The organism is Tolypothrix sp. PCC 7601, from assembly GCF_025677855.1.
In the GTDB taxonomy this organism is placed as follows: domain Bacteria; phylum Cyanobacteriota; class Cyanobacteriia; order Cyanobacteriales; family Nostocaceae; genus Aulosira; species Aulosira diplosiphon.
This window is the reverse complement of the sequence record NZ_CP064879.1, coordinates 2616661-2640018: the sequence shown is the minus strand read 5'-3', so window position 1 is coordinate 2640018 and position 23358 is coordinate 2616661. Positions and strand designations below refer to the sequence as shown.

Below are 23358 nucleotides of genomic sequence, written 5' to 3'. Positions count from 1 at the left end.
TTAGGAATCAGAGTGTCTTTTCTTCCAAGTGATTCGGTGACAAACCAACGGTACGCAAACAATATGGAAAAAGGTTATTCGGATAAGGCATACCGTTGGAATCGTGAAAACTATTCTAGCCGACGGCGTTTTATTGATATTTGGTCGTTTGTTTTGACCTTAATGTTCAAGCTTTGGCGATACAACAAAGCTTGGAGTTATCCTGGTGGGATGACAGAGGCCAAGCAAGCTGCAAGGCGCAAAGCACAGGCAATTTGGATTCGTAACACCCTGCTAGATTTAGGGCCTACCTTTATTAAAGTAGGGCAATTATTTTCCACCCGTGCTGATATTTTCCCGGTCGAATATGTAGACGAACTAGCAAAGTTACAAGACAAAGTACCCGCCTTTAGTTATGAGCAAGTAGAGGCGATTATTGAGCGAGAACTAGGTAAGAAAATTCCGGAACTGTTCCAGAGTTTTGATCCGGTTCCGCTAGCGGCTGCTAGTTTGGGACAAGTACATAAAGCCATCTTATATACAGGCGAAGCAGTTGTTGTCAAAGTACAACGTCCAGGACTGAAAAAATTATTTGAAATAGATTTACAAATTCTTAAGGGAATTGCCCGTTATTTTCAAAACCATCCTAAATGGGGACGGGGGCGAGATTGGATTGGAATTTACGAAGAATGTTGTCGCATTCTTTGGGAAGAAATTGATTACCTCAATGAAGGGCGTAACGCTGATAGTTTTCGGCGTAACTTTCGCGGCTATGAGTGGGTGAAAGTACCGAGGGTACATTGGCGTTATACTTCGTCGCGAGTACTGACCTTGGAATATGTTCCTGGCATTAAAATTAGCCAATATGAAGCATTAGAAGCTGCGGGTTTAGACCGCAAGGTGATTGCCCGTCAAGGTGCCCAAGCATACCTAATTCAACTGCTCAATAATGGGTTTTTCCATGCCGATCCGCACCCAGGAAATATAGCTGTTGGCCCAAATGGCGACTTAATATTTTACGATTTCGGCATGATGGGGCGGATAAAATCTAACATCCGCGAAGGGCTAATGGAAACGCTGTTTGGGATTGCCCAAAAAGATGGCGATCGCGTTGTCCAATCCCTGATCGACTTAGGAGCGATCGCACCAACCGATGATATGGGGCCAGTGCGGCGTTCTGTCCAGTATATGCTGGATAATTTCATGGATAAGCCGTTTGAAAATCAATCAGTGGCGGCAATCAGTGACGACCTGTACGAAATAGCTTATAATCAACCATTTAGATTTCCAGCAACCTTCACTTTTGTGATGCGAGCTTTTTCTACTCTTGAGGGAGTCGGCAAGGGCTTAGATCCAGAATTTAATTTTATGGAAGTTGCTAAACCATATGCAATGCAGCTGATGACCGATATGAATGGTTCTGAGGGCAATAGCTTCCTCAATGAATTAAGCCGTCAAGCAGTTCAAGTTAGTACCACTGCTTTTGGGTTACCCCGGAGACTAGAAGATACACTAGAAAAGCTAGAGCGAGGTGACATGCGTATGCGAGTCCGTTCTCTAGAAACTGAACGCTTACTGAGGCGACAAAGTAATATTCAGATAGGTATTAGTTACGCTCTCCTCGTCAGTGGATTTACGCTTTCAGGTACGATTTTATTGGTGAATCATTATGTATTGTTAGCAGTATTAGCAGGCTTAATTGCAGCGGCGATCGCAGTACTACTTATCCGCTTACTTTTACGTCTCGAACGTTATGAACGTATGTATTAATGTTGCAGTAAAAATTTATGAAACTTAACTTCGCGGGTCTGAGCGATCCGGGACTGATTCGTTCTAATAACCAAGATTCCTACTATATCGACCCAGAGAAACGATTTTGTATCGTTGCTGATGGGATGGGTGGTCATGCAGGCGGAGAGGAAGCTAGTCGCATCGCTACGCAGGAAATTCAAGCTTATTTAGCAGAAAATTGGCAAACTTCTCAGTCGGCTCAAGAATTACTCGTACAAGCTTTGTGGCGCGCTAATGAGGCAATTTTGCAGGATCAGCAAAATGCTCCAGAACGCGCTGATATGGGGACAACGGCTGTAGTCGTGGTTTTCCGACAATCCGAGTCTCCTTGGTGCGCTCATGTTGGCGACTCCCGGCTTTATCGCTGGCGCGGCTCACATTTAGAACAAATTACAGAAGATCATACTTGGGTCGCCAGAGCAATTAAACTGGGCGATATTACTTTTGAAGAAGCACGGGTTCATCCCTTTCGCCATGTTTTATCAAGGTGTTTAGGGCGCGAGGACTTACATCAAATTGACGTGCAACCAGTAGACTTGATGGTAGGCGATCGCTTACTTTTATGCAGTGACGGTCTCACAGAAGAATTGGCAGATCAAAAAATTGCTGACTGTCTGCAAGACAACTCTGTCTTAGATAAGGCTGTTTACTCTCTAGTTGAGGCTGCTAAGGCTCACGGCGGACATGATAATATTACAGTCGCGCTCGTGGCAGTAGAGGAAAATTAACGAGATCAAAGTCAAACAATTTGGAATTTGAGGTGTGCGCTAGGGAAGCTTCAAAGGCTCTTGTCGCCAACAGAGATGCAAGCATCAGCTCGCTTAAAATTAGGATTGCTAGAGGCTACGCCAACGCCAAGAGTGAGTACTGAGCATTTTTGAGATTGGCTGTAATAGCCCAACAAAAAAATACAGCTTCGAGATTTTAGATTAGTTACCTCCACATTCCGGCTGAAACTAAAAATAATCTAAAATCTTCAATCGCTATGTTAAAATTCCGAATTTCCAATAGTAGGAGTTGTAGATGGGCAATAAGGGTGAATAGTTAAGGGTTAAAGGTTTTTCTTGTCCTCTTTCGCCTTTCCTATGTTCTCCTGACCATTTTTGGTAAATATACTCAGCAATTGTTCAGCCTGAGCATTTTTCCTATTTACTACTTGATAAAAATGTTTTTAAGCTTCCAACTGACCAGAAGGATGCTGAAGTTGCACAATTTGTCAAATTGACATCTTGCGCTTAATGCGGTATAGCGAATATAATTTACGCCAACTCCTTTCACTTCTCATTTAATCTTGTGTTAAGCGAGATAGTAGGAGAATTAAGGCGTTTAACCCAATAGGGTTTATCAACAGCCAAAACAGGCGAAAACTACCGAGGTAGACTTCGGTTCTATACCAGTAGACTTAGGTTGTATATCAGCCAACCAAAAACTAACCCATAAGTTAGTGGGCAAAATCAATCCATTAGGGGTGGGCAATTCGTCAAACAATTGTTATCTTTCTTAATATCAGAAGAACAAAAGTGTAACGAACTCCAGTCCCAAGGATTTTACTTTTACAGCTTCTGCAACCTAAACAAACATAACCTTTACGCGTTTCTTTTTGGAGTTAAATATGAGTAACCCAATCGAATTATCCTTAGAACAACAATTCAGCATCCGCTCTTTCGCTACTCAAGTACAGCACATGAGCCATGACCAAGCTAAAGACTTTTTAGTTAAGCTGTATGAGCAAATGGTAGTACGTGAAGCAACCTACCAAGAGTTACTTAAGCACCAATGGGGCTTAGATTCAGGCTCCACTTTGGCATAGATTCTTTTCTAATGTCGCAGTGGGCGACCTCCTTCTCTTGCTCGGTTCCAAGGAGGAAAGGAGCTGGGGATGCAGGGGCGTCAACTTCGATAGGCAATCTCTAAACTTGACAACACAAAGACAATTTATTGGAGCCTTGAGGCTAAATTCACTATGAACCTTAGCGCAGCTAATTTACTGTCAGCTACCAATAAGCATACTTATCTATACTTCTTGAGAATCCACTTCACTTTGTAAATACTACAATGTATTTTTTGTAGATATTCATACAAAATTCGATTCTCCAAGTCTTACCGTAGCCCATTATATTTTTTCTAAATACAACTTACAACTATATATAGATTTTTATTAACAAAAGTTAACATAATTATTTGCAGTACTTTTAATAATACATAAGTTATGTAAATTACAAATTATTTAGCTAGAAATGTCAAATCAGGAGCTAGTATTCATTCCTTCTAGCTTTGCCAGAATCATCGGCTTAATTTTTTCGTACTCGCGTTTAAGAAGCGTTTTACTCATTTGCGGTTCAGCCGAAGAAACCATAACTTGACTGCTGTTGACCCACTCCAGCAGCTTTTGGCATTGGGCTGGCGCTATAGTAGAAACTAGCATGTGAGAACAGCTACCTGGTAATTCCCTAGCAAAAAATAACAAGCGATAAGAACCTGTTTGCCCCATGAGATTGGCTATTTCTTGACCCAGATTAGTTTTGAGATCTAGGTAGTAAGGTAACCATTTAGCACCATGTTGACGATTGTAGAGTACTGTAATCCACAGAGCCATAGGATGGGGAACAGTAATAAATAAAAATTGATTGTAGCGTTTACAAACTAAGCGCTTTTGAATTTCCTCTTGCGGTAGCATCACCCATAGCGAAGGTACAACCCCAGCATTAGTGCGGATGGCTTGGGGGAACACAATATCGGCAATTGGTTTATTTTTAGGCCAAGAATAGATGGCAGGAATTTCACTAACTGCGCCAGATATTTGGGAATTACCTTTTGTTTGTAACTCAGACTCAGATTTAGCCGTCGTCACATCAGCCACCGCATCAGTTTGTGGTAAAGACAGACGCGTATGAAAATGGTGTTCAATATCTGATAAAATATTGAGGATTTCACTGATATTTTGCGGGCGATCGCTTGGTGCTTTAGCAAGGCAATTCTTGACTAAATCCTCCAGCACCTTCGGTAATTGTAAAGCTGGCGCTGCTTCTGCAAAAGCAATTGGCTCTTGATGACGATGCACTTTATACCATGCTCCAAATGAGGAAGTCGTTGGTACCAACGGCATTTTGCCTGTGAGCATTTCAAACATCATCACGCCCAAACTATAAATATCGGAGCGGTTGTCTAATTCTTTACCCTCCATTTGCTCTGGAGAAGAATAAGCCAAAGTACCTAAATAGTAGTTAGTAACATTACCATCTGATTGGAGTAACTTGGCAATCCCAAAATCGAGAACCTTCACCAATTCTCCAAAGCTAGCATCTTGAAGCACCAACATATTACTGGGCTTAATATCGCGATGGATAATTGGATAGATATGACCATCAACCAGAATGCCATCATGGGCGCATTGTAACCCCAAACAAATCTGACGCGCCATACTCAAAAATCTTGGTACAGACAGATTTTGTAGGCGAATAATATTGCTTAAACTTTCTCCTTGTAGATATTCCATGACATAGAACGGTGTGTTCTTGTCGTCTAAGCCATAATCCATCACTCGGACAATATGAATACTTTTTTGTCCTAGTAAGGCACAAGTTTTAGCTTCACGTTCAAAACGTTCTTGCAATCGCATTTTTTCATTTTGAATTGACAAAGCTAGGAACTTCACTGCTACAGGTACTCCTCCCAACAAAACATCCTTAGCACGATAAACTCGGCCCATTGCTCCAGTACCAATTAACTCTTGCAGCTGGTAGCGTTTGCTAAGTAGGCGACCAATGTTGGGATCTGGCATAGAAAATTTGGCTCCAATGTCCAAAAATCGTGGGTGATTACTGTTTAAGATACAGGTTGTAGGTTTTACGTTTTAAAATTTCAATTTATTCAACAAAATTGGTAGAGTTACCCTGATCTTTGTACGATTTTGCACTTTGCTGATGATTTAGTCTGCCCAATTTTGCTGGAACAAATAGCTGAAGATAAATATTGAATAAACCCTGGAAATTTACCACCTCAAAATGGAGGAAAGCAATAACCTACCTAGAGGTTATATAAATAGTGCAAATGTACTATATTAGAGCTTCCAGCTAGCTAGCGATCGCGCAAAGCTAGAAATTACTATTGAATACCCACCAAGAGCATTGTGGCTCCCTTTTCAAGGAGGGTTGGGGGAACCCATAAGTGCTTAAAATTACAGCCAATCACTTTTCAAACAACCTCTTAGCCTTAAAATGAGATAGTATAGCTTACCGTTAATATGAATTCAGCCAATAAACCCTTTGAAGTTGCTTGAGTTTTTCAACAAATAATTGTAGGCAAGTCTATAAATACTGATGGCAGAATAAGCTTTTTGAATTTAGCTCAAGGAAGACTTTCCATTCACAAACGATAGGCTAGCATAAGAATGCCCGATTCGGAAAGGAGAATCTCTCAATAAATACGGAGAAAAACAAACTTGGCAAAGGAGTTTTTCTCTTCCTGGCTGTGGACTATAACTATTATTGGGAGAATTACAGCAGATTAAAGTATAAGATTCTGCTTAGAGCTTTTGCTTCTAAGACTCGCAACAACATCTCATATTGGATTACATCTGTCATAGCAGGGTCTTTTCTCGATGAGTGTGCTATCTTGAACTTGACAAAATTTATTTATTTTTATTCTGATGATTTCTACATTGGTAATTATTGTTTGCCTTTGGGTAATCTTAAGTATTCCTCTAGCGCTATTTGTTGGTAGATTGCTATACGAAATTAATTTAAACTCGGAGAAACAAAGTAAAACTAATGAAGAAGAAAATCTTGCCAATCAACAAATTAAAGCCAAGATTAAGTGAAATTAAATAGTTATTTTGCTAATTTTATTATCAAGTTAGTCATACATAGAATGACTATCTATAAGAATCATATCTAAGATATAATTATTTTCGCCCGAGTAAAAGATAAGCGCTCATAAAACCTTTTCCTACAATTTCAATTTCACCCCGCTTTTCTAAAAAAAAGTCATTATATAAACGCTCATAAGTAATTTGTGATACTTGAATCTGCCCGGGTATTCCCTGTAATTCCATACAGCTAGAAAGCTGTACGGTTTCTCCCCAACGATGATAGTCGAATTTTTGTACCTGCATCATACTGACAATTAAGGGGCCGGTATGGATACCGATCCGGATGTTAAAGTTTTGGTGATGCTCGCTATTAAATAAGGCGATCGCAGTTTGCATATCCAAAGCCATATGTGCGATCGCTTGAGCATGATCTGTACGTTGCATTGGCAATCCAGCTATTACTATATAAGCATCATTAATCCCCTGAATCTTCTGAAGACTATAACGTTCACTCAGACTATCAAAAGCAGAAAAAATGGGATTGAGTAAGCTCACTAATTGCATTGCACTCATAGAAGTAGCAATTTCGCTTAAGCCAATGATATCTGCAAACAAAACTGTAACTTCAACAAAATCTTTTGAAATTACTCCTGTTTCTGGTCTGGGAATGGCAATGTCTACTGGTGATATATTACTTAATAAACGTTCAGTTTGTTCTTTTTGATTATAGAGTGCTTCTTGTGCTAATATCCTTTGAGTAATATTGCGGAAAATACCCCTAATTGCCACTGCCTTCCCTTCCACAAATTTACAGTTAATATTGCCTTCGAGAAATATTGTTTGACCATTCTTAGTAACAAATGCAGTTTGGACTTGTGCAAGCTTTTCTCCTGACATAACGCTATAAAATTTTTGACGGCTGCGTTGGTGGAAATCAGGATGAATAATATCAAACAAAGTCAGATTAGCAATTTCAGATTCGCTATAGCCTAGAGTTTTTTGCCAGGCTTTATTGACATACAAAAACCGACCATAGGCATTTACAGACTGAATTAAATCGGTAACATTTTCAAATAAATCTCGATATCTTTCTTCACTTTCTACTAAAGCGGCTTCAGTTTGTTTGCATTTAATAAAATGACCAATTTGGTTACCAATCGAAACCATCATTTGTAAGAAGTCTATATCTTTTTGCAGCACTTCTTTATTGAAAAAAACCATTACTCCTAAAATTTCATGGTCATCTACAATGGGAAAGCCAAACGCCGCATGCAATCCAGATTTAGCAGCTGGTTGCGATCGCAGCAAGTCATCATCATCTGCAATATCCTTAATCCAAATTGGAGAACGTCTGGCCCAAATTCGACCTGGTAAACCTACACCAGTTTTATAAGTAGTTTGCCAAGTAATCGCTTTAAATTCTCGTACAGAAACTACTCTACTTGACCAGATTTCTATACATCTCAGGACTATATCGTGATTACTATGCCGTTTGATAGATCTACTGATATATTGATTTGGTGTCCATAGTTCTCCTAAATCCCAGCCTATAGTTTGGCAAATAGCTTGCAATATTTTTGGCATTGCCTCCTTTATGCTTTGGGATTCTGAAAGTATCCTGGTAATAGCATACTGAGCGCATATCCGCTGCTCTCGACGCTGACGGGCAGTAATATCCCGACCAATATAGACAATATCTTCTAAGCTACTTATATGATTAGGAAAAACTGAACAAGAAAAGGCTATTAACAGCTTCTCTCTTTTTTTTGTTCTACAAACAACTTCGATATTTGAGGATTTATGGTGCGATAATGAATATTTTTTGATAACGTTTTGGAATAAAGCATAATCATCTATTATCAGAGAAATTGATTTTCCTATTAATTCTGCTTCAGTGAAACCAAATATTTTTTTTGTAGCTGTATTAATTTTTTTGATTTTACCCGAATTACTTGTTACTAGTAAGGCATCTGCCATTGAGCCAATAACTTGTTCCATGTAATTCTTGTATGCTATTAATGTACTTGATAGCAGACTCGCTTCATGATATTTCTGTGCTAACTTCTGTTCAAATGCTAATCTATCAGTAACTTCTTCAATCAGAATTAATAAACGATTTGCAGATTTAAAGTCGACTTGTTCGCTAATCACATATATATCTATATATATTTCATAATTATTATCCACGCAACGTCTAATTCCTGGTAATTCAAATAATTCTTGTTCTCCTTTAAGGATAGATACCAAAATATCTTCCATGCCTATAAATTCAGGGAAACTTAGCCGGATATCCTTTCCTTGAATCACCTCTTCTGGTCGCTCGGCAAACTTGTGTACTTGCTCAGAATTATCTAAAATCTGAAAATTATGATCGAGTTCCAAGCGTTCAAATTTACGTGGAAATGAAGGTTGATTAAAAATCCGCTCTAATACCTGGTATTTCATAGTGCTGTGGGAATAGGTATTCAAATTATGACTGCAGGATCAATCAGCAGAATTGAGGTAAATATAGAGAACAAACAAATTGGATCGTGATTACCATATAATCCCATTCCTCCATAAAAAACTCAGCACTGAACACTGAACATTTAGGTTTTACAATTTACAAATCAGCACCTCTAATTATTCTGTCAACTATTCTTCCCAAGATGTATCCAATATTTGTTATATATCAAAGTAATCGTGACATTATTTAGCACCTGATTTATCTTTTTTTTCAACATTTGTGATCGAGCAATCTGATTTGATTGTGAAAATTGGTATTGTCAGCATATGACTATTAATAGTATGAGAAAAATATCAAATCAGAGAATAAATACTTGTTGAAGTTGGCAAAAATCAAATTAAGAGTTGTAATATTTTGTATTTACCAGTATATGTATCAAACTTAATTGATACGTAAGAATAATGAAAGGCTGTAAGCTGTTAAGCATTTAAATTGTATATTTCGCACTCAGGTTGTCAAAATTCAAGAGTCTAAAGTCCAAACTAGCCTTTGACTCTGGACTCTTGACCCTTGACAGTCCTAACGCCAGAATATTTGATTTAGGTGCGTATCAGCTTAATACTTACTTGTAAAATAATGATTTTTCTCTCAGTATTTCTCACGAACAATTCAGGATTGCTATAGTTTAAGTAAATACATATAGCTAATGTTCAACTTACCATTCAGGTGTTTTAGCCCAGAACTCTGACTTTGACTGTAACTATGTAATTTTCAACCTAGATATATTAAACTAATTTTGAGTCGCTTTTTTCCTTCACAAATTATCTTTACCTGCCATCAGATGAATTTTACAAGCACAGCAAAGTAAGATAATTATGACTCCTTAAAAGTTCCTTATATTTTTAGACACGAGTATCAAGGATAAAGCATAAATAAGTATGAGGATGCAAATATGTTACAGAGCCATAGTAAATAAATATGTAATCTGCCGAAGTGAAATTTGAAAATCGCAAATCACGCAAATGAGCTTGGGGTATAAAAAGTCACTTGTTTGAAATTAGTTACCTTCTCAACATTTGCAGGCGATCACATCATAGTTTTTTATGATTGCTGAAGGCTGAAATTTGTCAGCTTCCCGACTTTACGTCGGGAATACGGCAATATTTTAAGATAATTCCATTTACCTTTACTTACTGCCTGCCAATTCATCTAGGAAAGAGACTTTGACGGCTAGGTTGATGATATCTTGATGAGTTCTGGTGTTTTTAATTTCAGCATTGTTGAGTGCCACAATATATGGTTGTCCATCAATCAAACCAATGATGGGCCCACCAGAGGAACCACCAGCTGTATCACAATCATGAAATAATACATCGTCCTCCTCCTTGACAATACTGCATCCGGCTTGAAATCCGGCAGTCCAGCCTTGACCAGCAGAGAGGAACTCATAACCTTTCTTCTGCGGGTTGGGAAAATCACCAGAGTAGCCGACAAAGAATAATTTTTCCTTATTTTTGATCAATGCGCTGGCTGGGAGAGATTTCCATCCTAAATAGCCGTACTTGCGGCCAAGAGGCTTATCAATTTTCATAATTGCCCAGTCATGAGTCTGATTTATCGTGCTATCACCAGTAAAGTCTGTGCCATAAATCACTTGCTCTACAGTGGCGATATCTCTTTCATTGCTGACTTCACCATTGATGACATTTGGTAGAAATAGAATTTTTTTACTGAGTTGATGAGTTTCTGGATCAATAACACAGTGGGAATTTGTCAACACTATGTCATCAGCAATTAAAGTACCCGTACAGTGGTAACTTTTGGCATCAGTGGTTGTTCCTTGTACCCGACCGATCGCAGACCAAGGATAATCTCGACTCAGCATCGGAATGCGATCGTCTACACCATCAGGAATTCCTCTTCTACCTCCAGTTGGTTTTTCTGACTGTCTCATTCTTGAAGGTTTGAATGGGTTGCCATTACCTTGTATTTTTAATTTGCCTGGTTGGAATTTTGTAAATTTAGGAGGAGAACTAGGCTGTGATTCTGTTTGCGCTTGCACAGATACCGAACCCCCTAAAGCCACTGCACTCAAAATTCCTGCAAAAAAAAGCGCGAAATATTGTTTGTAAATAGCTTTTGTAGTCATGAAATCATCTATCCTCACTTAAAAGTTAAAATTTTCTCCAAACAATATGCATTAAGCCTGAGTAGCCTCACCTGGAAGGGTGCAGCCAAATTAAATTTCCCATCTCAGACTGAAAATGCAGTAGTTATTGAGGCTGAACCTCGCGTTTATATGGGTGGGGGGTCTTGCCCCTAATTGACAGTATCCTACCAAGAGAGTAGACACTAAATGAGTTTTGTGTATAGATAACACCTAAATTTCTGAGGCTTTATGCATTGCAGGCTATTTTTGCTGGTAAATTTTCTGCCATCGCTTTTGAAATATGGAAGTTGACCAATAATTTTCAACTTGCTTGGTCATAAGTCGCAGTTAGTTTGTTGATTGAACGCTACAAGTTACTATATCTCTGGCGATTTGCAGCTTATGCAGGGGTGATAAGAAGACGCGATTCATCGCGTCTCTACAAGGGGGGAGATCGCCTCAATATCTACACCTAAATATTGGGGCTAAAGCTATGTACAGCAGCAATTAATACAAATGAACTAGGTGAAATTTGACGCAATCTTACTACCAAAGCACACAGATTGTGGCATAATAAGCCGACGCATACACTAGTCGGCTACAGTCGTGGAATATAACGAATCTATTAACGACATTGCTGCTGCTTTGCAACAGCCAGCGGATCTTGCCTTTGAACTACCCGATCCAGAAGACGAACAGATTCCAGAGTCAGATTTTCAACAGCAGCTAGATGTAGCTTGGCAGGTGTGCGATCGCTTTGATTTGCAAACCGAAATCTGGCGTGGGCGAATTTTGCGGGCGATTCGCGATCGCGAGAAAAAGGGCGGTGATGGTAGAGGGACTGGGTTCCTCAAATGGCTCAAAGAACGAGAAATTAGTAAAAGTCAAGCTTACGCCTGGATTCAGTTAGCCAATAGTGCTGATACACTCCTAGAAGAAGGCAAGCTTGACCCAGGTTCAGTAAATAATTTTAGTAAACGGGCATTTGTTGAAACCTCCAAAGCTTCGCCGGAAGTGCAACAAATGGTGAGTGAAGCCGCCCAAAAAGGCGATCGCATCACTCGGCGCGAAGTACGTCAACTCAGCGACGAATGGACAGCAATGTCCTCGGAATTGCTACCAGAACCAGTCAAGGTGAAAGCAGCCGATAACACTCTTCCCCCGCGCTACATCGCCCCCCTGGTGAAGGAATTAGAAAAACTGCCAGAACCGCATCAAAAATACTTACAAAAAGAAATTGCTGCCAACCCTGATGTTGATACCCTCAAACAGGTAACTACAGAAGCGCGTTATTTGGCAAAATACTTAAAATCTGCGGCTCAAGTGCAAGCTTTAACGCAAGCAGAAGTAGACATTGAAACAGCCTTAGAAGAAGCGCAACGTGTAGGCTGTTTAAGCATAGCGGCTGACTTAGTTAATCAAGCATCCCAAATGGAACAAACCATTGCCAAGTTATACATGACTTGGAAACGCATTAGCAACTTAGCAGATCGGTTGTATGTAGATACAGGTGCAAGTACACCAAATTTGCGATCGCTTCTCAGTAACTTAGAACCCCTTGGTGGCGAAATCATGGAATTGCAACTAAGTGGGACTGTTGAACATACTGTGCGTTTGCAAATTCAAGAAATCACTTAGCAACTGGGGAATGGGGCATTGGGGAGGCAGTGCGTTGCGCGGGTTCCCCGCGTTGTAGCAACTGCCGTCATTGGGCATTGGGTCATGGATAATTGGTAATTGGTAATAGAAATTTCTCCCTCATCCCCCTCATCACCCCTGCCCTCTGCCCCCTGCTTTTTCCCAATCCCTAGTCCCCAGTCCCCAGTCCCCTAATTCTTAATCCCCGTCGTCGCAATACCGCGAATAAACTGTCTTTGTCCGATGAGAAATATTACCATCACGGGTACAGTTGCAATTGTTACAGCCGCCATCATTAAGGGCCAATTATTGGTAAATTGCTCTTGAAATTCTGCTAAGGCTAGCTGCACTGTCCTTAATTCTGGTCTTGTGGTAAATACTAAGGGCTTGAATAAATCGTTCCATTCACCGATAAAGGTGAACAAAAACAACGTTACTAAAGCAGGGCGGGCTAAAGGCAACATTACTTGCCACAAAATTTGTAACCTGTTTGCCCCATCTATAGCCGCGGCTTCTTCCAACTCTACGGGTATTGTCTGGAAATACTGACGTAACAAGAAAATCCCAAAGCCGTTGACAGCCGTTGGCAAAATTAACGCGCCGTAGGTATTGATTAAATGTCCCCACTTCAATACCAAGAAGATGGGAATCACCAATAATTGAAAGGGTATTACCAAAGTTGCTAAGACAATCAATAACAGAGCTTGTCTGCCACGAAATTTCAAACGTGCTAGGGCATAACCTGCCAAAGCCGAAGTCACAATCTGAAATGCTGTGACTGCGATCGCTACTAAAGTAGAATTAGCAAAGGCCAACAAAAATTTACCACGCTGCCATGCATCGCGGTAATTAGCTACAGTCCAGCTATTTTTGGGTACAACTTCCGGTGTTGCTCCAGCAGGTGCAAAAGAGGTAAGGAAAACCACAAACAGGGGCAGCAAAACGATAAAAGCCCCCAGCAGTAATACTCCTAAGCTTAAAAAATCGGTAGACTTTAGATTCCAGCGTGGTTTGGACATGAGTTTTGCTCTGAAGCTTTTATGTTTCTATTTGTAGAGCATCGCCCCCAGTAACAGCTAATCTATAAACAAGTGACTTGTTAAGTTAAATTAAATCACAGTGACAGTTACCCTAAAATCATAGGGTAAATTTATTTTTGGTATCAAATGATTCACCTTTACAGAGGTAAAGATAACATGCAGCAGATAACAGAGCAACCTGAAATAGATTTTCAAAGCGAAAAATACAAAGATGCTTACAGCCGCATCAATGCGATCGTAATTGAAGGTGAACAAGAAGCCTATGAAAATTACATTCAACTGGCCCAACTGCTGCCGCAACATAAAGAAGACTTGATTCGTCTTTCCAAAATGGAAAGTCGCCATAAGAAAGGATTTGAAGCTTGTGGACGCAATTTACAGGTAGAGCCAGATCTACAATTTGCTAAGGAGTTTTTCTCGGGGCTACACGGTAATTTCCAAAAAGCAGCCGCAGAAGGAAAAGTAGTTACTTGCTTGCTAATTCAGTCTTTAATTATTGAATGTTTTGCTATAGCAGCATACAACATCTATATTCCTGTGGCAGATGATTTCGCACGTAAAATTACTGAGGGTGTAGTCAAAGATGAATACAGCCATCTCAATTTTGGCGAAGTTTGGTTAAAAGATAACTTTGAGGCATCTAAAACTGAGTTAGAAGAGGCAAATCGTCAAAACCTTCCTCTAGTTTGGAAAATGCTCAACCAAGTAGCAGATGATGCCCAAGTGTTAGCAATGGAAAAAGATGCCTTGGTTGAAGATTTCATGATTCAGTACGGTGAAGCATTAAGTAATATCGGCTTCACTACTCGTGACATCATGCGCTTATCAGCTTACGGACTTGTAGCCGCTTAAAAAGGATGGAAGGGTGAAGGATGAAGGATGAAATTCTCAACTTCATACTTCACACTTCATACTTTTAATGCTGCTTACGCTTTGTGTAGTATTTTTAAGAGTAAGTTATTCCCTCTTAACCCACCCATAACAATTTTGGATTTTAGATAGGAGATTTCACAGAAAAAGTCTTGGTAACAACGCTGTTCCAGAAATCTCGCATCATTCTATGTATCCAAAATTTGGTTATGATTCCACGTTTTCGACGCAGCACGCGCTTAAATATCAATACATGTTTGGTCTAATTGGACATCTGACTAGTTTGGAACACGCTCAAGCGGTAGCCAAAGAATTGGGATACCCAGAATATGCCGATCAAGGGCTAGATTTTTGGTGCAGTGCCCCACCGCAAATTGTTGATAAGATTACTGTCACTAGCGTCACGGGACAGAAAATAGAAGGGCAGTATGTAGAATCTTGCTTCTTGCCTGAGATGCTAGCAAATCGCCGGATTAAAGCCGCAACCCGCAAAGTACTTAATGCTATGGCCCATGCTCAAAAGCATGGCATTAATATCACAGCTTTAGGTGGGTTTTCTTCCATCATTTTTGAAAACTTTAACTTGGAGCAGTTTAGCCAAGTCCGGAATATTAAACTAGAGTTTGAACGCTTTACTACAGGCAATACGCATACTGCCTATATCATTTGTCGGCAGGTGGAACAGGCTTCAAAACAATTAGGAATTGAATTAAACAAAGCGACTGTAGCTGTCTGTGGCGCAACTGGTGATATTGGTAGCGCTGTTACTCGTTGGCTAGATGCGAAAACAGATGTCAAAGAACTACTGTTAATAGCCCGTAACCAAGAACGTCTCCATAATTTGCAAGGTGAACTGGGACGGGGAAAAATCTTGTCTTTAGAGGAAGCACTACCCCAAGCTGATATTGTGGTTTGGGTTGCTAGTATGCCTAAAGGCGTAGAAATAGACCCGACTGTATTGAAACAACCCTGTTTGTTGATTGATGGTGGTTATCCTAAAAATTTAGGGACAAAGATTCAGCATCCTGGCGTATATGTGCTAAATGGTGGGATTGTAGAGCATTCTCTCGACATTGACTGGAAAATTATGAAAATAGTCAATATGGAGGTGCCAGCACGTCAATTGTTTGCTTGTTTTGCGGAATCGATGCTGCTGGAATTTGAGAAGTTATACACGAACTTTTCTTGGGGGCGGAATCAGATTACCGTAGACAAAATGGAGCAGATTGGTCAGGTTTCAGTTAAGCATGGATTTAGACCACTGCTAGTTTAGTGATTGGGAACTGGGGGTTGGGGACTGGAAAGAGCATAACGAGGAGACAAGGGAAATTAGCCAGACCCCATCTCTCGTCTTGATGCCCCAATCTTCAGAACCTTGATATCAAAAATCCCCAATTTTCAATTCCCGATTTCTTATATCCATTATCCAGTTCCTAATCCCCAATTTTCAACCCCCCATATTCAATACCCTATACCCGATCCCTAATCCTAATCCCTAACTATGGCAACTACCGAGCGTAAACCGCTACTGTTAGATTTTGAAAAGCCGCTAGCAGAACTCGCAACCCGAATCGATCAAATTCGCCAACTCGCAGAAGAAAATGGTGTGGATGTTTCTGGTCAAATCCGCCAGCTAGAAGCACGCGCTATGCAACTGCGTGAGGAAATTTTTACTAGTCTATCGCCATCCCAGCGATTGCAAGTTGCTCGTCATCCCCGCCGCCCTAGTACTCTCGATTACATTCAAGCAATTAGTGATGAATGGATGGAGTTACATGGCGATCGCTGTGGCGGTGACGATCCGGCTTTGGTGGGTGGTGTTGGTCGTTTGGGCGGACAGCCTGTAGTGATGTTGGGCCATCAAAAAGGCCGGGATACCAAAGACAATATTGCTCGTAATTTTGGTATGCCCTACCCTGGCGGCTACCGCAAAGCACTGCGGTTGATGGAACACGCCAACAAATTTTCAATGCCGATTTTAACCTTCATCGATACACCGGGAGCTTGGTCTGGGGTAGAAGCCGAACATCAAGGGCAAGGAGAGGCGATCGCTTACAATTTACGCGAAATGTTCTGCTTGGACGTGCCTATTATCTGCACGGTAATTGGTGAGGGCGGTTCTGGCGGCGCACTTGGTATTGGTGTAGGCGATCGCTTAATGATGTTTGAACACTCTGTTTACACAGTTGCGACTCCGGAAGCCTGTGCTGCTATTTTGTGGAAAGATGCTACTAAAGCCCCACAAGCTGCTACTGCTCTCAAAATTATTTCCCATGACCTGAAAAACTTGGGTATTATTGACCAAATCTTGCCAGAACCAGTTGGTGGTGCTCACTCTGACCCCATAGAAGCCGCTACAACTCTCAAACAAGCTCTCTTGGAAAATCTCGACGAACTCAATCGTTTAACAGCTTCTGAACGCCGTCAATTGCGCTACGAAAAATTCCGCAAGATTGGCGTTTTCACTGAACTTGCCCAGTAACAACCTGAAGATGCTTGCCTAGCATAGCAGCAATGCTATAATTGCCTATGACGCTTAAAGATTTTTAACAATCTTCTCAGTCATAGGCGTTTGCTTTTGGGCAAATCAAATCTATTGGATGATTGGTTTGTCTAAAATTTAGTTATTTGGTAATAACATTGAGTGTGGAAATGGCAATTTCTAGATGAACATTTGCGGTCATCTAGGGACAAATATTTAACCAAAAAAACACCCATGTTGGCAACGAATATAACAGTTGTCACAAGCAATCATCGGCTTTTTTAGATTTTTTTAATCTATAAATTAGATTGCTTTAATCTATCCAAACCGAGAGATTTAAATAATGGGGTATGTAGAAGCTTGCAGAACCGCCAACAAATCTGGAGATAGCATGAGCGTTGAGCCGAAACGACGCGCCCTAATTACTGGGGCAAGTAGTGGAATTGGGAAAGCAACTGCTTTGGCATTTGCGAAGGCGGGAATAGATGTCGCCTTAGTCAGCCGTTCCCTAGAGAAATTGGAGGCGGTAGCATTAGCAGCAAAGCATACAGGCGTTGCCGCGAACAGTTATGCTGTCGATTTAGCTTGTGTTGGGCAAGTAAAAGAACAAATACAAGCGATCGCCCATGACTTTGGTGATATAGACATTTTGGTAAACAGTGCAGGGATAGCGTATACAGGAATGTTGAGCGAAACTTCCTTAGAAGACTGGCAGCAAGTGATTAATTTAAATCTCACCAGCATCTTCCAGTGTATTTTAGGGATTTTGCCAGGAATGCGCGATCGCCAAAGCGGCACAATTATCAACATTGTCTCGATTGCTGGCAAGCAAGCCTTTGCTAATTGGGGTGCATACAGCGTTAGTAAATTTGGTCTAATTGCCCTTTCTCAAGCTTTAGCACAAGAAGAACGCGCCCACGGAATTCGTGTCACAGCAATTTATCCTGGTGCTGTGAATACCGAACTTTGGGATACAGAAACAGTCAACGCCAACTTTGATCGCTCAAAAATGTTAACACCCGAAATTGTTGCCCAGTCGATTCTGCACACAGCTTTATTGCCACCACAAGCGGTCATTGATGAATTAACTCTCATGCCTAGTGCTGGCGTTCTCTAAATTAGTCCTTCGTTGATTTATCATTAGTCATTTGTTTTTGCTCATCACAAATGATTAATGACAAATGGCAAATGACAGACAATCAACCCTTACCAAACTTAAATCATGACTATCGCGAGTCCTAACGGTTCCAATCGCTCACAATCACCTTTAATTCCTGATTTAGCAGAAGCCATCACTCTCAGACCCGATCGCAATACCCACGACGGACATGAGCCTAATTTGCATTCTCCTCAAGAAGAAGAGATGGAGCAAATGACAGCAGCCGTGCGCCAAATACTATTAGGTGTGGGAGAAGACCCTGAACGTGAAGGTCTGCTGAAAACACCCAAACGGGTAGCAGAAGCAATGCGGTTTCTGACCAGTGGCTACAACCAATCGCTAGAAGAACTGGTTAATGGAGCCATCTTTAATGAAGGCCATAACGAAATGGTCTTAGTTCGGGATATTAATTTCTTTAGCTTGTGCGAACATCATATGTTACCTTTCATGGGAAAAGCGCACATTGCTTATATTCCTAACCAAAAAGTTGTGGGACTCAGCAAACTAGCGCGGATTGTTGAGATGTACTCCCGTCGTCTGCAAGTCCAAGAAAGACTTACTCGCCAAATTGCAGAAGCAGTTCAGACCATCCTCAACCCCCAAGGAGTTGCGGTAGTCATGGAAGCAACTCATATGTGCATGGTAATGCGCGGCGTGCAAAAACCAGGTTCTTGGACAGTCACCAGTGCGATGCTAGGTGTGTTCCAAGATGAACAAAAAACTCGCGAAGAATTCTTGAATTTGATTCGTCACCAAGCATCATTCTTTTAACGAATAAACTGTAAGGGATGAAGAATGAATAATTTCAATCTTCAGGCTTCATCCTTGAAAAATATGGCGCTTAGGGACTTCCAATTAAAAAATATTCCATCCCTGCGGGACGCTACGCGAACGCTATGTCGGCAGAGGAAGCAGAGGAGAAAGAATTTTTTCCTCTGAAAGTGGGATAATTTATTTTCTGGAAATCCCTTAGGCTAGATCCAGGATATTTTCAGGCGCGGATTGTGCGATCGCTCCCATAACTATTCAGCGTTAAAAATAATTTGGCGACTAAATCTAAATCTTTATCTCCCGGTTTTCTTTCCACACCGCTAGATAAATCTATACCATTGGGTTTTACTAGACTCAGGGCATCTAAAATATTATCTGGAGTTAATCCCCCAGCTAAAAACCACGGACAACCAGGGCTAAATTGTTGGAGCATAGTCCAGTCTAAGGTTTGACCTGTACCTCCAAGATGCTGCGGATGATAAGCATCTAGCAATAGCGTATCTATATAATTGGTATACTCAGTCACTTGCTGAAGATGCTCGTGGCTGCGAATTCTTAAGGCTTTGATAATTTCCACACCTGGCAAAGCTTGGCGTAACTGCTGGCAAAACTCTGGTGATTCGTTACCATGCAACTGCACGCTAGTTAAACCAGACTCGACAACTGTTTGAGTAATTTCTGGGATACTAGAGTTGGCAAACACTCCAATTTTGTCTATGTGGTGGGGTAGTGGCGCTACTGCTGCCTTGATTTGCTGTACATTAACATAGCGGGGTGAAGTTGGCACACAAATAAATCCTAGTGCCGTAGCACCAAGAGAAGCGATCGCGACAGACTGCTGAGGTTGAGTAATGCCACAAATTTTGATTCGCATAGATGTTTATCTATATTAGAAAAATACCTGTAAAAAGGTAGATATTTTTCCATTATTTTCTGGTTTTTTCCTAATCAATTTTATAATCTTGATGGTTTAAATTTATTTTCCTATTTTTAGGAGGCACAAAATTGATGTCATCCCTCTTATTAGCAGCAACATCCGTTCCTGAAACACCTGCATGGAATCCAACCGTGGCCATTATCATCAGTCTCAGCAGTGTCGTAGCACTTTTACTGTCTACCAGAATTGAATATCCTAATGTAGGGCCTAAATTACCCGGTCTTCCCGTTAGCGGTACAACCTTCCTTGCAGCAATGGCTTTTGGTCACATTATCGGTGTGGGTATTGTGTTGGGATTGACTAACATCGGTCGCCTGTAGTTTTGATTCATCAATGTTCTTAACTACATATCTCTTGTAAGTTCTGAGGCTGAAAATCTATTCAGCTTTATATTCACTTGAGTTAAACATCAATTTGTGTCTTTGTGCCTTTGTGTAAAAATCTTGCATCGCAAAGGTACGAAGACACAAGTCAGTAATTTGTCTTTCATCATTTTGTCCGCAGTTAATCCTGCTTACTTATTTAATTTTCTGAAAAAATTACAAATCAAATAAACTATTTGATATGAGAACCAGCGAATTGGCTTAATAATAAAAGTAAAGATAAAAACGTGAATTTTTTCTTTCCCTGGTTCGTAGCAGTAATATAAAATCATTAACAAGGGTAAAAAGAGCGCATATATTACAAAAGTCGGAATTAAGGAAATATTTTTGGCGATATTCCGCACTTGTATTTCACCGAGAGAAAGATTTGCCTTGTCTATCTCATCAATGCTTGCCATGTAAAAAACTGGTAAAAGCATACTGTTTATCCCAGGTAATCTAGTATTACTAACTCCAGTGTTAGACTCACCCTAACATAATCTAGGTTGTACAATAGTTCAGCTATGTACAAAGATAAATAATTTATATATAGCAATGCTTGCAGAAATTGTGAAATGACTCTTTAAGGTAGGGAATGGGAAATAAAAACAGACAACCTTTACTCTGGCTTTCAAAAATTAAATAATAACGGTATGTGCGCTTTTAATTTATTAGTGAGAGTAACAAACAACTAAAAAGCTATTAGATAAATACCGCATCCTAATTTAGGGTTTCCCTATTTGACACTAATTTATTTCACTTAATAAAATACTGCTTCAGTAATTTCAACATATTGTTTTAGAGACTTCCAGAAAATCAATTATGCAATGAATGAGAGGAAATATTATCATAAAATTATACCTCATCCACTCAAGGGAGCAATTGTATATTTTTTTCTAGTAGAAGTCCTTATCTTAGTTGTTTGTAAAACTGGCCACTACAAGGTTTATAGATAACTAATTTTGAAAACAGAAAAATACTCGCAGAAATAGACTTTTAAACTCTAATTTCGATTTAGAATAAATGCTTCTTTATGAACTTTATACAAGCGTTTAAAGAGCTTTCTTGCTTCATTTACACTAACTATTGCCATACAGGTATACTCAACGATTAAAGTTGCATTGCACCATATATATGATTAAGAAGCTTATAGATTGGAAATGAGAATTTTATTTTCTTTGCGTGATTAAATAAGATTAATTGTCTATTCTAGAAATTAGAGCATTGCCACAGTTATGGGGCACAAGGTTCGCCATAGGCACGCTTCATAGTATAAAAGAACACTTGAATTATTTATATCATCTACTACGGCAAAGATCTACTTTTAGGAAGATGTCATGCAAACAAATTGGAGAATTGGGTCTTTATTTGGGATTCCACTATTTTTAGATCCTCTGTGGTTCGTAATTTTAGGGTTAGCAACTCTCAACTTTGGGGTAGCTTACCAAGAATGGGGGAATACAGTAGCGTGGAGTGCGGGGATAGTCATGGCGCTGCTGTTATTTGGTTCGGTATTGTTACACGAATTAGGTCACAGCTTAGTAGCGCGATCGCAAGGGATTAAAGTAAATTCCATCACCTTATTTTTGTTTGGTGGGATTGCGGCGATTGAGGAAGAATCGAAAACCCCAGCTAAAGCATTTCAAGTTGCGATCGCAGGGCCTTTGGTAAGTATTGCTCTATTTTTTATCCTGCGTCTACTGGGTTCTGTGCTACCTGATACTACTCCTCTGGGTGAAATGGTCAATGATTTAGCCAGAATTAACTTAGTTGTGGCTTTATTTAACTTAATTCCCGGCTTACCCTTAGATGGAGGCCAAGTATTAAAAGCAGCACTATGGCAGTTTACAGGTAACCGCTTTCAAGCTGTACATTTAGCAGCTAGGGCGGGGCAGATTTTGGGTTATAGTGCGATCGCTCTGGGATTTGCTATAGACTTTTTTACCAGAGAACTGGCTTTAGGTTTGTGGATTGTATTGTTAGGTTGGTTTGGGATTCGCAACGCCAACAGCTATGACAGCGTCACCACATTACAAGAAACCTTGCTGAAACTCACAGCTGCTGATACGATGACGCGTGACTTCCGCGTAGTTGATGCTGATCAGACTTTACGTGCCTTTGCTGATGCATATTTATTAGATACTAATGCTCCAGAGGTTTATTTTGCTGCGGCTGATGGACGTTACCGGGGAATGGTTTCCATTGACGATTTACGCTTAGTAGAAAGAAGCCAATGGGAAACACAAACCCTACAAAGCATTGTGCTTCCATTAACAGAAATCCCGACTGTTGCAGAATCAACTCCTTTAGCGGAATTGATTAACAAAATGGAAACTGAAAAGTTACCTCGGATGACAGTCCTGTCTCCGGCTGGTGCTGTAGCTGGTGTAATTGATCGCGGAGATATTGTGCGAACTGTAGGACAAAAGTTAAACTTGCGAATTGGAGATGCTGAAATTCAACGCATTAAAGAAGATGGTAATTACCCATCAGGGATGCAATTGGGAGTAATTGCCAAATCAACTATCAGTTAATTGCTTACGCTGTAAAGACGCAGAGAATAACATCAAAATTCATTTTGCGTCTTTTCAGTGTTTTTAAATAGCTTAATTAAACAACTGTCTAATAAAAAATATATTTTTCTCGTATAGTTATATTCGCTATTAGGTATTTAGAGACCTCCACAAAAAGAAATGCCCAATTGTCATTGCGAATGTAGCGTTCGCGTAGCGTCCCGTTCGCGTAGCGTCTCCGTCAGGAGAAGGGAAGCGAAATGAAGCAACCGCAAAATATTGGGATTGCTTCACTACACTCCGTTTCGCTCGCAATGACAGCTTTTGGATCAATCATTCTGTGGAGTTCTCTTACAGTGTATTTTAGGTAAATCATATACACAGGTAGGGGCAAGGCACTACCCAGTGGTG

16 protein-coding genes are annotated in these 23358 nt (G+C 40.2%); 11 read left to right on the top strand and 5 right to left on the bottom strand.

What is annotated here, in order from left to right; all coding sequences use genetic code 11:
• Positions 1–63: 63 nt before the first annotated feature.
• The 3 genes from HG267_RS11035 (at position 64) to HG267_RS11025 (ending at position 3580) form a co-directional block, all read left to right on the top strand.
• Entirely contained in the window at positions 64–1749 is a 1686-nt protein-coding gene (locus HG267_RS11035) for an ABC1 kinase family protein (protein ID WP_045869017.1), read from the top strand.
• Positions 1750–1766: 17 nt separating this feature from the next.
• Positions 1767–2498: a Stp1/IreP family PP2C-type Ser/Thr phosphatase gene (locus HG267_RS11030; RefSeq protein ID WP_045869016.1), complete on the top strand. Its 732-nt coding sequence runs from the start codon at positions 1767–1769 to the stop codon at positions 2496–2498.
• 884 nt (positions 2499–3382) lie between these two features.
• Complete coding sequence (locus HG267_RS11025) at positions 3383–3580, top strand: NblA/ycf18 family protein (RefSeq protein WP_045869015.1); 198 nt, start codon at positions 3383–3385, stop codon at positions 3578–3580.
• Between the two features lie 435 nt (positions 3581–4015).
• Here HG267_RS11025 and HG267_RS11020 read toward each other — a convergent pair whose 3' ends face one another.
• The 3 genes from HG267_RS11020 to HG267_RS11010 form a co-directional block, all read right to left on the bottom strand.
• Positions 4016–5551, bottom strand: coding sequence for a serine/threonine protein kinase (locus tag HG267_RS11020; RefSeq protein WP_045869014.1), 1536 nt, complete (start codon positions 5549–5551; stop codon positions 4016–4018).
• Between the two features lie 1122 nt (positions 5552–6673).
• Positions 6674–9025: an adenylate/guanylate cyclase domain-containing protein gene (locus HG267_RS11015; RefSeq protein WP_045869013.1), complete on the bottom strand. Its 2352-nt coding sequence runs from the start codon at positions 9023–9025 to the stop codon at positions 6674–6676.
• Positions 9026–10212: 1187 nt separating this feature from the next.
• Positions 10213–11175, bottom strand: coding sequence for a trypsin-like serine peptidase (locus tag HG267_RS11010; RefSeq protein ID WP_045869012.1), 963 nt, complete (start codon positions 11173–11175; stop codon positions 10213–10215).
• Positions 11176–11781: 606 nt separating this feature from the next.
• Here HG267_RS11010 and HG267_RS11005 point away from each other — a divergent pair.
• Positions 11782–12813 carry a hypothetical protein gene (locus HG267_RS11005; RefSeq protein WP_045869011.1) on the top strand — a complete coding sequence of 344 codons (1032 nt, stop codon included), beginning with the start codon at positions 11782–11784 and terminating at the stop codon, positions 12811–12813.
• Between the two features lie 191 nt (positions 12814–13004).
• On the opposite strand, the gene HG267_RS11000 is transcribed toward HG267_RS11005, so the two are convergent.
• A complete protein-coding gene (locus tag HG267_RS11000) occupies positions 13005–13832 on the bottom strand; it encodes a carbohydrate ABC transporter permease (protein WP_045869010.1) in 828 nt (275 codons plus the stop codon).
• Positions 13833–14009: 177 nt separating this feature from the next.
• On the opposite strand from HG267_RS11000, the gene HG267_RS10995 reads away from it, so the two are divergent.
• From HG267_RS10995 to folE, 5 genes are all read left to right on the top strand, one after another.
• The gene (locus HG267_RS10995) at positions 14010–14705 is read left to right on the top strand and encodes an aldehyde oxygenase (deformylating) (protein ID WP_045869009.1); all 696 of its coding nucleotides are present in this window, start codon (positions 14010–14012) and stop codon (positions 14703–14705) included.
• A 271-nt stretch (positions 14706–14976) separates the two neighbouring features.
• Complete coding sequence (locus HG267_RS10990; RefSeq protein ID WP_045869008.1) at positions 14977–15996, top strand: long-chain acyl-[acyl-carrier-protein] reductase; 1020 nt, start codon at positions 14977–14979, stop codon at positions 15994–15996.
• Between the two features lie 228 nt (positions 15997–16224).
• Positions 16225–17205 (top strand): acetyl-CoA carboxylase carboxyltransferase subunit alpha, encoded by a 981-nt coding sequence (locus HG267_RS10985; RefSeq protein WP_045869007.1) that lies wholly within the window; start codon positions 16225–16227, stop codon positions 17203–17205.
• A 391-nt stretch (positions 17206–17596) separates the two neighbouring features.
• Positions 17597–18322, top strand: a complete 726-nt coding sequence (locus HG267_RS10980) for an SDR family oxidoreductase (RefSeq protein ID WP_045869617.1) — start codon at positions 17597–17599, stop codon at positions 18320–18322.
• A gap of 105 nt (positions 18323–18427) precedes the next feature.
• On the top strand, positions 18428–19135 hold the full coding sequence (gene folE / locus HG267_RS10975) for a GTP cyclohydrolase I FolE (protein WP_045869006.1): 708 nt from the start codon (positions 18428–18430) through the stop codon (positions 19133–19135).
• A gap of 220 nt (positions 19136–19355) precedes the next feature.
• On the opposite strand, the gene HG267_RS10970 is transcribed toward folE, so the two are convergent.
• Positions 19356–20009 (bottom strand): phosphoribosylanthranilate isomerase, encoded by a 654-nt coding sequence (locus HG267_RS10970; RefSeq protein WP_045869005.1) that lies wholly within the window; start codon positions 20007–20009, stop codon positions 19356–19358.
• A 134-nt stretch (positions 20010–20143) separates the two neighbouring features.
• On the opposite strand from HG267_RS10970, the gene psaK reads away from it, so the two are divergent.
• Together psaK and HG267_RS10960 are read left to right on the top strand one after the other, a co-directional pair.
• Positions 20144–20392 (top strand): photosystem I reaction center subunit PsaK, encoded by a 249-nt coding sequence (gene psaK, locus HG267_RS10965; RefSeq protein WP_045869004.1) that lies wholly within the window; start codon positions 20144–20146, stop codon positions 20390–20392.
• A 1379-nt stretch (positions 20393–21771) separates the two neighbouring features.
• Complete coding sequence (locus HG267_RS10960; RefSeq protein WP_045869002.1) at positions 21772–22968, top strand: site-2 protease family protein; 1197 nt, start codon at positions 21772–21774, stop codon at positions 22966–22968.
• The last annotated feature ends 390 nt before the right edge of the window (positions 22969–23358 follow it).

Excerpts from the sequence above, each read along its gene's own strand:
- HG267_RS11035 (WP_045869017.1), top strand. The coding sequence starts at position 64 with ATGGAAAAAGGTTATTCGGATAAGGCATACCGTTGGAATCGTGAAAAC.
- HG267_RS11030 (WP_045869016.1), top strand. The coding sequence starts at position 1,767 with ATGAAACTTAACTTCGCGGGTCTGAGCGATCCGGGACTGATTCGTTCT.
- HG267_RS11025 (WP_045869015.1), top strand. The coding sequence starts at position 3,383 with ATGAGTAACCCAATCGAATTATCCTTAGAACAACAATTCAGCATCCGC.
- HG267_RS11020 (WP_045869014.1), bottom strand. The coding sequence starts at position 5,551 with ATGCCAGATCCCAACATTGGTCGCCTACTTAGCAAACGCTACCAGCTG.
- HG267_RS11015 (WP_045869013.1), bottom strand. The coding sequence starts at position 9,025 with ATGAAATACCAGGTATTAGAGCGGATTTTTAATCAACCTTCATTTCCA.
- HG267_RS11010 (WP_045869012.1), bottom strand. The coding sequence starts at position 11,175 with ATGACTACAAAAGCTATTTACAAACAATATTTCGCGCTTTTTTTTGCA.
- HG267_RS11000 (WP_045869010.1), bottom strand. The coding sequence starts at position 13,832 with ATGTCCAAACCACGCTGGAATCTAAAGTCTACCGATTTTTTAAGCTTA.
- HG267_RS10995 (WP_045869009.1), top strand. The coding sequence starts at position 14,010 with ATGCAGCAGATAACAGAGCAACCTGAAATAGATTTTCAAAGCGAAAAA.
- HG267_RS10990 (WP_045869008.1), top strand. The coding sequence starts at position 14,977 with ATGTTTGGTCTAATTGGACATCTGACTAGTTTGGAACACGCTCAAGCG.
- HG267_RS10985 (WP_045869007.1), top strand. The coding sequence starts at position 16,225 with ATGGCAACTACCGAGCGTAAACCGCTACTGTTAGATTTTGAAAAGCCG.
- HG267_RS10980 (WP_045869617.1), top strand. The coding sequence starts at position 17,597 with ATGAGCGTTGAGCCGAAACGACGCGCCCTAATTACTGGGGCAAGTAGT.
- folE (WP_045869006.1), top strand. The coding sequence starts at position 18,428 with ATGACTATCGCGAGTCCTAACGGTTCCAATCGCTCACAATCACCTTTA.
- HG267_RS10970 (WP_045869005.1), bottom strand. The coding sequence starts at position 20,009 with ATGCGAATCAAAATTTGTGGCATTACTCAACCTCAGCAGTCTGTCGCG.
- psaK (WP_045869004.1), top strand. The coding sequence starts at position 20,144 with ATGTCATCCCTCTTATTAGCAGCAACATCCGTTCCTGAAACACCTGCA.
- HG267_RS10960 (WP_045869002.1), top strand. The coding sequence starts at position 21,772 with ATGCAAACAAATTGGAGAATTGGGTCTTTATTTGGGATTCCACTATTT.